We start from the raw sequence: 11228 nt of genomic DNA on the forward strand, positions 1-11228 counted from the left end.
CTCCCTCCCTATGGAATAGTAAGTGCATTAGTAGCACTTAGATTGCATAAAAGAGAGTGGGATAGTGCCTACGAGAACTGATTTAAAATTATAGCAATCGCAGTGACTTGGGGGAGAGTCAGGATGGGGAGGATGAAGGTGGTTTTCCAGCTTTTGGTGGTTTCCTTGAGTGCCATGATTTCGGTGTAGTCGGTGGCGGCACCGGCCATGAGGAAGGCGAAGCCATTGCCTGGAGCATTGGCGCGGGTGACGAGGTCGGCAGCGATGGGGCTAGATCCTTCTGAGCAAACTTCGATGATGGTGGCTGCGAGCAGCGTCATACCTACACCAAGCATGCTAGGGCCGAACCATGTGGTGAATATAGTGGGATCAACAAATGCTCGGATGCCGGCGGCGAGTACAGTGCCAAAGAGAATCCAGCGAATGATCGAGGTGGAGCCTCGGAGACCATCACTGAAGACTTGAGTGTAGAAGCGTCTGTTGAATTTTGTGTGTCGGAGGGCTTGTTTGGCATCGCGCCAGAAGTTGAAGTCTTCTGGGATGGGAGTGCTGTTGGGATTGGCTTGGACCTTTCCTTTACGGACTAGAATGTCGGCGATGTAGCCAGTGGTGATGGCAATGAGGCCAGAGAGGAGGACGAAGGCGATGGTCCATTTGATACCGATCAGGCCAATGAGAATGAGTGTGAGCGAAAGTGAGTTCCACGGGCTGGCAATGATGAATGCGAGGGTCTGGCCGAGGCTGGCTCCACGCTCATAGAGTTTCATGGCGACGAGCAAAATGCCGTGATTGCAGAGGTCTAACAATAGGCCAGCGCCGGTGGCGCGGAGAATACCATTCATGGTGCCACCCTTGCCTAGAAGTGTCTGAATATAGGCTCGGGGTATGTTTCCTAAGAGCCCAACGGCGATGATTCCTAGCGCGAGCCCCCACCACATTTTAAGTAGAAGTTCGTAGATGCTGTGAGCAAAAGTATGGAGCGCGTGGGGAAGGAGGCTGGAAAAGAAGAGGTGGGCGATGACCGCGAGACCGCAGGCGATAAGCGAGCCCCAGAGTATGTAATCGATCTTGCCTTTGCTCCCACAGCAATCGCCGTGTTCCTCTTTCTTTTTCGGAGTGCTACAACATGTCGGTTTCTGAGTTTTCCGGAAATCTTTTTGCATGAGATCTAGCGCGTCCGGAGACTCTGGCTTTTTAGGATCTGGTTTGTTTCCACAGCAGCTCATGCCCTAGGCTAGACGTATTTCGCTGGGAGAAAAGATGAAATCCTTTTCATCATTCTGAGCCTATCTGTTTGAGATAGTTGGCGCTTTTAGTGAGTTCGCGCATACAGGATAGAGGTGAAGTTTTATTGGAAAAATGGGATGAATGCGGGATAGTGAGATATGGTAAGTGATGAAACGTATTACAAGGCGGGTGCAATCCTTTTACCGGGTGTTTCGGTGCTGCCGCACAATGCCATTCCTCTCCATATTTATGAGGAACGCTATCGGGAGATGTTAAAAGATGCGATAGCAAGCGATTCGAAGTTTATCATAGGTTCACTGCCCGAGCTTGATGGAGAGTTAGAAAGTGTGCCTCTAAAGGTTGCTGTCGTTGTGGAGGTGGTCGCAAATGAACAATTACCCGATGGCCGGTCAATGCTCGTGGTGTCGGCTAGAGAACGTGCAGAGATAGTGTCGTGGGATCGGTCATCTAACTATCCGAGGGCTGTGTATCATAAGATGCAGCGTGAGGGTACAGAAGGGGCCGAGACGATCATTTCCCTCTTGAAAGATAAATTTATGGATGTGCTCACGGGCTGTTCTGAAAAAGAGAAGGCGATGATTGTTGAGCATCTGGATTCCAAGGAGTCTCTCGAGGCTGTGATTGATACTGTCGCGCAGTACTCAACCGCTGAACATAAGAGGCGCTTTTTTCTGGAGGAAGCTTCAGATAGCAAGCGAGCGTCTAAGCTGTTACTGCTGTTAGAAGGTGAAGAGACTCTCGGGAGGTCCTAGCCACTTTAATGTTTGTATTTTATACACTTGTTAGCTTTTACCTATTGTGAAGCTCTCTCTATTGTGTGTATATTCATACGTTTTATGAAAAAAATTATACCCCTATTATTAGTTAGTGGAGTTTCAGCACATGCTGTCACTCTAACCCTTGATGAATCAGCTGTTATCGGTTCAGGAATCACCTATGACATTACTACTACCTTAGCAAATGGTAGTGCTGGTGGTGATTTGACTCAGGCTGGAAACGGGCTTGAAGCAAGAAACACAGCCACAACTATTGTATTTACGGGTGGCACTGTTGATTTGGTCATTACCTCTACATTAGGTAATGAGTCTGTCGTATTTGACGGTTCTGGAGGCCTGACCGACACAACAAACACATTTACTGTAACATCTTCTTCAGGCGGCTGGAGTTACACTGCTGGTAGCCTTGCGGTCGGGCAAGGTGCAGACAATGATGATTGGTTCAGTGGTACTGGGTCTAATTCAGTAACCACTGAAGAAATTAATTTTGGTGGTGCTGCTGGTAGTGGTGCTCCTCTCTCCAATGAAAGCTGGGGATCATTCACTGTACAAAATGTATCTTCATTCACATGGATAGCATTCGGTAATGCAAATGATGAAACTTTTGCAATCGAAGCTGTAGCAGTTCCAGAACCAAGCTCCACAGCTCTTCTTGGTCTTGGCGGTCTTGCGTTGATTATGCGTCGTCGTAAGTAAGATTTTTTCTTACTATTCCTATTATTTTATAAAAGCTCTACCGGTATTCGGTAGAGCTTTTTTTAGTTTTTTTAATATAAAAAATCCTCACTGCAACTGGTGCTGTGAGGATTTGAAATGGTTTAGATCGCTCTGCGGCGTGCTCGGCGAGCCCGCCCTATCTTTAAGAAGAAGAGATTACTTCTTCTTAAGCTGTGGGAAGAGGACGACGTCGCGGATGGTTGGAGCGCCGGTGAGCATCATGACCAGACGGTCGATACCGATACCGATGCCGCCTGCTGGTGGCATTCCGGATTCCATGGTTTCGACGAAGTCGTGGTCGATGCTTTGAGTCTCTCCGCCCGCTTGCTCCGCGAAGCGTTGCTTTTGGAGGATTGGGTCGTTGAGCTCGGAGTAACCAGGTGAGATTTCCTGGCCATTGATGATGAGTTCGTAGACGTCGATAACGTCTGGGTTCTCAGCGTTGAGCTTAGCGAGTGGGATGAGTTCCTTAGAAACGTGAGTGACGAAGCATGGGTCGAAACTATGTTCTTCCACGAGTTTCTCGAAGACTTGTTGAGAGATTTCGTAGTCTTCCATGTTGTCGGAGATCTCAACGCCGAGTTCTTTACACTTAGCGCGGTGTTGTTCCTTGCTGAGCTCGAACCAGTCATCACCAGCGACTTCCTTGATGAGGTCGTGGTATGGAGCGCGCTTCCATGGGCGCTCTAGATTGATAGTGCGCACGTGCTCGCCGTTCTCGTTCTTGTGTTCGATCTGGAGACCGCCGCAGAATTTCTCAGCGAGGTGACAGGTCATTTCCTCAACGAGATCTGCCATTTGTTCGAAGTCTGAGAATGCCCAGTAGGCTTCGAGCATGGTGAACTCTGGGTTGTGACGACGGGAGATCCCTTCGTTACGGAAGTTACGGTTGAGTTCGAAAATCTTGGTGAAGCCGCCACAGAGGAGACGCTTGAGGTGCAGCTCAGGCGCGATGCGCATAGTGAGTGGCATGTCGAGCGCGTTGTGGTGCGTCTCGAATGGCTTCGCAGCAGCGCCGCCAGCTACGTCGTGGAGCATTGGTGTCTCGACTTCGAGGAAGCCGCGCTCGTGAAGGAAGCTGCGAATTTCAGCAATCATTTGAGAACGCTTCACAAAGAGGTCGGCGCTTGATTGGTTCGACATGAGGTCGAGGTGGCGCTTGCGGTACTTTGTTTCGCGGTCGCTGACGCCGTGCCATTTGTCAGGCATAGGGCGGAGAGCTTTGGAGAGAACTGTGAGTTTGGAAACATTGACAGATGGCTCGCCTTTACCAGTGGTGAAGGTTTCGCCTTCGACACCGATCCAGTCGCCCATGTCCATAAGCTTCCAAGCAGCCCACTCGGTCTCGTTGAGACCTTTTTTATTGAGGTAAATCTGAATGCGTCCGTGGACATCGCCGATGGTAGCGAAGACGGACTTGCCCATGTCGCGGATAGCGAGAAGGCGGCCTGCGAGAGTGACCTTTTTGCCATCCTCGAAAGTTGCCTTGAGGTCACCAGGTGTGACTGTGATATCAAACTTGGCGCCATATGGGTCGATTCCCAATTCGCGTAACTTTTCGAGTTTCTCGGTGCGAACTGCGATGAGTTCGGCTTCGGTCGATTGTGGCTGCGTGTTCTGCTCGCTCATAGAGGGCGGAGGTTACGGGGGAAAATGGGTTTTGCAATGCGCATTTGCGAGAAATTGAGAGCTATTTTACCGCGAAATATACGAAAGAGTCGAAAATGCCAGCATGATGGATTTCTACCACGAATCTCACTGATCTCACGAATGGCTCTCACTGAGTGCATGCAAGCTTGAGAACATCGCGAGCCCGCGATGCTGGTATGACTTTGGACTTTCGACAGTTTAAATCGCGAAATTTTAAGTTGCGAGATGTGGGTGGGGGGAGCATGAATGGGGTATGCAATCTCAGCTCGACGATCTTTTTTCATTTTTACGGTTCCCAAGTATTTCAACAGCCTCTGAGCATGCTGGTGATGTGCTTGCTTGTGGTCAGTGGCTTCAGCAAAAGCTCGAAGGTATGGGCCTGAGTGCTGAGCTTCATGAGACACCTGGACATCCTGTGGTAATTGCAAAAAACGAGCATAAAGAAGGGCGCAAGACGGTATTGATCTATGGTCACTATGATGTGCAGCCGGTGGATCCTGTCGAGCTATGGGACACGCCGCCGTTTGAGCCTGTGCTAAAGGATGGCCGGATCTGGGCACGTGGTGCGACCGATAATAAAGGCCAGATGATGGCGCATGTATTAGGGGTGGAGAAAACTTTAAAAGAACAGGGTGAGCTTCCAGTGAATCTTATTTTCCTTTTTGAGGGTGAAGAAGAGATTGGGAGCCCGAGCTTGGTGCCATTTATCGAAGCTCATAAGGAGGAACTTGCTTGTGACATTATTGCGGTTTCAGACACAGGAATGGTGGCGCGCGGAGTGCCGACGATGGGGTATGGCTTGCGCGGTATTTCTTGCTGTGAAGTAACGGTGACAGGGCCGAAGGGCGATCTCCATTCGGGTATTTACGGTGGTGCGGTGGCGAATCCAGCGACTGCGGTGGCGCGGCTAGTTGCTAGCCTTCACGATGATAAAGGCAACATTGCGATTGAAGGATTTTACGATGATGTGAAGCCGCTGGAAAATTGGGAGCGCGAGATGTGGGCGCAGATTCCTGGGATGAGTGATCAGGATATGATCGAACAGACTGGAGCACCTGCTGTGTTTGGTGAGCCTGGTTACAGCTCTGCGGAACGTCTATGGGCGCGCCCTACTGCTGAGGTGAATGGAATCGGTGGAGGTTATCAGGGCGAGGGCTCGAAGACTGTCTTGCCGGCAACGGCGATGGCTAAGTTCTCTTTCCGACTGGTTCCTGATCAGGATCCGAAAGATATTTCTAAGAAGGTGAAAGCACACCTTGAAAAGCACGCGCCTGCAGGAGTGACCGTAGAGGTCGAAGTCGGGCACGATGGTAAGCCGTATTACAGCGATCCGCACAGTGCCTATGGTAAGGCTGGGCAGATTGCTCTAGAAAAGGCCTTTGGCAAGCAACCTGTGCTGATACGTGAAGGTGGCAGTATTCCGATCATTAAGGACATGCAGGACATTTTAGGTGCGGATTCTTTGCTTCTAGGGCTCGCATTGCCAGATTGTCAGATCCACGCACCGAATGAGAATTTCTGGGTGGAGAACTTCGAGGGAGGCATCGCGATGAATGCGATCCTGCTTCAAGAGCTAGCGAAGGTTTAGCGGGGCAAGGGGGAATCGCAGTAATTCTATTGCCTAGAATCATAACCAGTACTTTTGAGTGCTGGTTATTGTGCTTCTAGTAGTTCGGCTGCAGGTAGTGAAACTGGGCATTTGACCAGTAGTCTCTGACGTGCAACTTTATCTATCCTTGCTGATGATGTCATCACAATGTTCGAACTTACTCACTAAGTGAGAGCTTGAGAGAGCGTTTCCCAATACACCCACTTGGGACTCAGCCATCAACTCATTCAGAGATGAGTAAATTATTTCACTCGAACCCATATTAATGGATTTGGAGTTATGTGCATTAGCACACAGGCTTTGATCTATTCACCACTCAATAATGTACAAAATTCTAATTGCCCTGATGGCATGTATGCTCGCGGGCTCAGCGTTTTCTCAAGATAAGTCGAATGATGTTTTGCTCGTGCATGCAGCTACGGAACAGACCGGAAGTGGTTATAGCTACAGTTCGGACAGTACATTAAAATACACTGCAGAATACCTCTGGGGATTCTTGTCGGCGACGGAAGGATTCAACGATGCACAAGTGGATTATGACAGTGAGCCCTATGCGCATTCTCTCGCGGATATTTATTATGACCCTGTGCATTCTGACCTGAAAGCGCAGATTGGGTCAGGGTATCGTTTCGTGATCTTATTCGACTCGGATCAAGCTTATGCGTATCCCGAGGTTTTGTATGAAGGCTGTAAACAGCTCTCGGATTTGGCTTTGGAGGCCGGAAGTACTCCGATGATGATGATGGCGAGTTCCGAATATGTAGGCCCCATTACTCTTGGGGACTATGCGTATCGGGCTGCGAATGGTTCGGGAGTGGAGGTGATTCCAGGCACGTATGCGATGAAAGCAGCTGGTATGCAGAAGGATCAGACTGCCGAAAATGTTGCGAGGCAAGCGTGGATCGCAGCTTGTACCATTTACCGTAAGATAACCGGGCTTGATCCTGCCGATACGAGTTACACCCCTACATATCAGCACTTTGACTACTATGTAAATGAGGATTATGGCTACGATTCGAGGTGGCCTATCGAGAGCAGCGATTTAGTTGCTCTAACAACCTATGCGAATGACGCCGTCATCGAGCAGGATGCCGCTGAGCATTACAACACGAGCTATGAGCTAGATGGATCGGTGCTGTATCGCTATCTGGATCTTTCACAAGCACCGTACAATGGTGAGCTGCGTTACTTTTTCAAGGGCACCAGCACGCATCTTTTCACAAGAGATCGACTGAATACTTATGTTAGTGAATCGATAATATCCAGTGCGACTCATTATGGAAGAATCGTTAATGACTCGAGATTCTGGAATAATGCAGATACTATACAAAGAACTGGCTCTCTTACTAATGCTACCAACTTAAATCGGGGCGCGTTTCTGTATGCTTCAGAAAGTGAAAGCGACGCTTACGCGCAGGACTTGACCAATCTAAACGGAGAACAGCTGATCCCCATGGTTTTTGATTGGATCAAGGCATTTGATGGGGCCAGCGGAACGGCTGCGACTACGAATGCTCTCAATAATCAAGACTGCGCGGATCTTTGGGATGACTATTTCTATCGGGGATGGAAAACGATTCCCCTTACCGTAGGTATGGGGCGGTTGAATGAAGCACTTCCTCAATTTTCCGCTTCTGATGATGACGGTGGCCATACTTCGGATCCCTTGTTCTACATGAATGCGTCGATGATGGTGGCTTCCGCTTTGGGTCAAGAGTTTCCGATACCTGAAGGAACGCTTCCCACCAGAAGGGGGACTTGGTCTCATGCTGAACTTTCCACGGCGATTGAACTTGGACATGACCTCGTAAAGGAACTCGCTTATCTCTCTGAGACTTCGTCCTACGTACCTGATAGTGACTTGTCGATCACGACGAATGCATTACCAAACTTGCCACCGAATGGTTCCTACAGTCATCAGCTTGCTGCTTCAGGTGGTGTCGGTGGTTACTTGTGGGAATTACTTCCTGATACTTCGCTGCCTACTGGGCTAAGTTTATCGGTGAATGGTTTGCTACACGGCACAGTGGCACAAACGGGTACTTGGAATGTTGCCTTTAAGGTTACTGATAACATGGGCTCCTTCCGTAAGGTTGGTTTTACACTCTCAAGTGGAACTGCGGAGGCTGTAGACTTTACTGTGCAGCTCGCGAGTTATGATCCAGCGGCGATTTCTCTGCCTGGTGATGATTCTGGGGATTTAACATACGGATACAGCTCTCCTGCAAATGGAGCCCTATCTGGAACTGCTCCTGATCTAACTTACACTCCGAATGCTGGAATCACGAGTGATAGCTTTACTTATACGATCACTTCCGGCGGTGTGGCTTCGGATACAAAGACAGTGACGATCCAAATGGTGTTGCCAGATGGCTTGGGTGTTGGGGCGCCAGATGCTTATTCTACCGATGCCGAGGTAGATGAAGATGGTTCTGTTGCGATTCCTTTGACGGGCTTTGATGCGCAAGGCGACTCGCTGATGGCTCGGATCATTTCAGCTCCTGCTCATGGTTCCATTGTTAGCCTGACTGGGAATGTCGCGACGTATGAGCCAGGTTTAGATTTTTATGGATCAGACAGTTTTATTTTTAAATTGAATGATGGCGTGCTTGATAGCGCGATGGCGACAATATCAATCACTGTGAACCCGGTGAATGATGCTGTGCCGGTTGCAGAGGCACTATCGGAAGTTGTGACTCAGAATAGCACTCTGGCGATTACTTTGAGTGCTTCAGACTTTGATGGGGATAGCCTCGTCTATTCGGTGGTGTCGGGGCCAAGTTATGGTTCACTTAGTGGGACTGTACCGAATTTAACTTACACACCTGCGAGCGGCTACACTGGGACTGACTCGTTCACCTATAAGGCGAATGATGGTTATGGAGATAGTGAAGAAGTGACAGTGACGATAACAGTCGCTGTAGTCCCAGAGATAACAGTTGCTGTAAACGAATCTGACTACCATTTAACTGGAGCTGAAGTGACTGGTTTCCGGTCCACAGGGGTTCAAAAAAGTCTGGATGCGGATAGTGATGATGTGTACGGATCAGATGGTTACTTTTTCTATGGAAATGGCTCAGATAATAGCAGTAATTCCGACGCGACGCCGTCTTGGGTCACTAGTGTAGAGGTTGCGAATTCAGTTGTCGTTAACGGAGCTTATACGGATTTTGATAACCCGACAGCCTCCATCAGCGAGACGGTAAGTGACTGGACTTCTACAGGGATTTGTACTTTCAACAACGGCAGCGCTGGAACATGGTCTGAGTTATTCAGCTTCACCATAGACGAGACTGCGCCACCGCATTTTAGACTGGGTGTTATGGCGGGGAATGAAGGTAATACAGATGGACGGTGGGATCCTGCAGGAATTCGTGTCAGCTCCATGGGTATAGTCGCAACAGCGTCTGGTCTAGATACGGATTTGGGCATGGTGTTCTTCGATATTATTATTCCAGATGGATTCTCTGGCACTTTCTCGATAGAGGGGCAGACCCGTGATGTAGCCACTGATAAGGGGCCTACGATGGCTGGAGTAGTCTTTGATTTCGATTATCCTCTAGTTTTTGATAATCCACCAGCAGATGATGTGACACGAGTGAATGTGGCATATAGTAATTCTGTAGTAGGAAGTGCATCCGATTTAGATGGTGATACACTTTTAAGTTACTCAGCCCAATCAGGACCTAGTTGGTTGGTGGTCGCCGCTGACGGCTCGCTCAATGGGGTGCCTAGTAGTTCAGATGTCGGTGCGAATAGCTGGGTGATTGAGGTGTCAGATGAAAGTGGAGACAGTGCCACGACGGTCTTAAATATCGCTGTAGTTGACTCGGTATTGATTGGCTACGATTTTGATTCCGATGCTGTAGATTGGAGCGCGGCGAGTATCGTACCAACAGGTATCTACGCGAGCCAGTTTACCTCACCTATGGCAATCGCTCATTCTACAACGGGTGATGCTACAGGTCTGGATGCAGTTGGTGGCGAATTTGGTACTACCAGCACACTAGGCTCAGTGGGGGTACAGACTGTTGATGCTACAACTACCAGCTTCTCAGCGGCTCTCGCTGGAGATGATTACATGAGCTTTACCATCACTCCAGAGGCTGATGTGAAACTCAACCTCACGGCGATGAGTTTCAAGGTGTCACTAAAATCTCCCAATTCTGTGGATGAATATGTTGTGACTGACGCTCAAGGGAACCTTATTGATGAGCCTGCTGTGATCACTACGGACGAAGCACAAGGCACCTTTGGTACATTTAATACTGTGACTGTGAATTTAATAGGTTCGGTATTCGAAACTATTACAGAGGCTACAGAGTTTCGGATTTATGCTTGGGGCCGAGGCACCAGTGCTACGTCAAACACTCTTGCGCTCGTGGATAAAGTGGCGCTTTACGGGAGAGCTTGCATCTATGGTACGAACTATTCAACTTGGGCTTCAGGCTATAGTTTGACGGGGGATGGTGCCTTGACTGGTGCTGACGTAGAGAATGGTGCCACGGGTGACGGCTATTCTAACCTCTTAGAGTTCGCGCTTGGAATGGACCCAACTGTGAATGATGCGGGCTCTAGTGAGGCGAACTATACCGAGAATGACTCTGGATCTGAATATTTCGTTTATGAATATGAGCGACGCATTGATTATCTAGAGCAGGGATTAAGTTACTCTTTGATCGTGACGCCAGATCTTCTGAACCCATCAGGTGAGTCTCCGTACGATGTGCTGATTGATAACTCCGGTGGTGATTACGAGACCGTGAAAACGCGCTTCCAGATGATTAACTCAGCAAAGTTTATTCAGCTCCAAGTGGAAATGGAGTGAGGGGGGAGTTAATTCCTCATAGCGTTTAATCCAATTCTAAGCGCGAAGAGAGAGCATAATTGAGCCCCTGTCGGGGTTCAATTTATGTAGCAGGATGACATCGCTTATAGTCTATTTCAAATGGTCTTAGATTTTGAGTAGCTTATCAATCCTCTCGAGACGTGGCTTAGTCGAGGTGAGAGCTCAGTTGGTGTGCTTTTCGTGCTGCAAAGCGATGCGAAGTGGGTCGAGTCTACAATCAATACTGCCTGAAGGATGTCATTATATCCACAGCGATCGAGGCGTATTGAAGTCTAATTCAACTCTTCACATCTTGTGTATTTGTAGTAGCTGGAGATATGAATATTCCGTGGATTTCACATATGTCAGTGTGTGGGAATTGCAATGATAATTTGTTGAC

General features: G+C 48.8%; 6 protein-coding genes. 4 read left to right on the plus strand and 2 right to left on the minus strand.

From position 1 onward, the window contains the following. Window positions 1-68: 68 nt before the first annotated feature. Window positions 69-1226: a permease gene (locus ACSHX2_RS06680; protein ID WP_435691814.1), complete on the minus strand. Its 1158-nt coding sequence runs from the start codon at window positions 1224-1226 to the stop codon at window positions 69-71. Window positions 1227-1385: 159 nt separating this feature from the next. Between ACSHX2_RS06680 and ACSHX2_RS06685 the strand changes: the two genes are divergently transcribed. Next, window positions 1386-2000, plus strand: a complete 615-nt coding sequence (locus ACSHX2_RS06685) for an LON peptidase substrate-binding domain-containing protein (protein WP_435691816.1) — start codon at window positions 1386-1388, stop codon at window positions 1998-2000. A gap of 84 nt (window positions 2001-2084) precedes the next feature. Further along, a complete protein-coding gene (locus ACSHX2_RS06690) occupies window positions 2085-2720 on the plus strand; it encodes a PEP-CTERM sorting domain-containing protein (protein WP_435691817.1) in 636 nt (211 codons plus the stop codon). A 177-nt stretch (window positions 2721-2897) separates the two neighbouring features. Here the strand turns inward: ACSHX2_RS06690 and lysS are convergent, their stop codons facing one another. Continuing rightward, window positions 2898-4370, minus strand: a complete 1473-nt coding sequence (gene lysS, locus ACSHX2_RS06695) for a lysine--tRNA ligase (RefSeq protein WP_435691819.1) — start codon at window positions 4368-4370, stop codon at window positions 2898-2900. Window positions 4371-4644: 274 nt separating this feature from the next. Between lysS and ACSHX2_RS06700 the strand changes: the two genes are divergently transcribed. Together ACSHX2_RS06700 and ACSHX2_RS06705 are read left to right on the plus strand one after the other, a co-directional pair. Next, on the plus strand, window positions 4645-5979 hold the full coding sequence (locus ACSHX2_RS06700) for a dipeptidase (protein ID WP_435691821.1): 1335 nt from the start codon (window positions 4645-4647) through the stop codon (window positions 5977-5979). Window positions 5980-6322: 343 nt separating this feature from the next. Further along, a complete protein-coding gene (locus ACSHX2_RS06705; RefSeq protein ID WP_435691823.1) occupies window positions 6323-10828 on the plus strand; it encodes an Ig-like domain-containing protein in 4506 nt (1501 codons plus the stop codon). Window positions 10829-11228: the final 400 nt, after the last annotated feature.

Source organism: Rubritalea sp., from assembly GCF_051252225.1.
Taxonomy (GTDB): Bacteria; Verrucomicrobiota; Verrucomicrobiia; order Verrucomicrobiales; family Akkermansiaceae; genus Rubritalea.

What these genes read in the sequence shown, in the direction of transcription:
- ACSHX2_RS06705 (WP_435691823.1), top strand. Translation starts at nt 6,323, where the DNA reads ATGTACAAAATTCTAATTGCCCTGATGGCATGTATGCTCGCGGGCTCA.
- ACSHX2_RS06680 (WP_435691814.1), bottom strand. Translation starts at nt 1,226, where the DNA reads ATGAGCTGCTGTGGAAACAAACCAGATCCTAAAAAGCCAGAGTCTCCG.
- lysS (WP_435691819.1), bottom strand. Translation starts at nt 4,370, where the DNA reads ATGAGCGAGCAGAACACGCAGCCACAATCGACCGAAGCCGAACTCATC.
- ACSHX2_RS06685 (WP_435691816.1), top strand. Translation starts at nt 1,386, where the DNA reads ATGGTAAGTGATGAAACGTATTACAAGGCGGGTGCAATCCTTTTACCG.
- ACSHX2_RS06690 (WP_435691817.1), top strand. Translation starts at nt 2,085, where the DNA reads ATGAAAAAAATTATACCCCTATTATTAGTTAGTGGAGTTTCAGCACAT.
- ACSHX2_RS06700 (WP_435691821.1), top strand. Translation starts at nt 4,645, where the DNA reads ATGCAATCTCAGCTCGACGATCTTTTTTCATTTTTACGGTTCCCAAGT.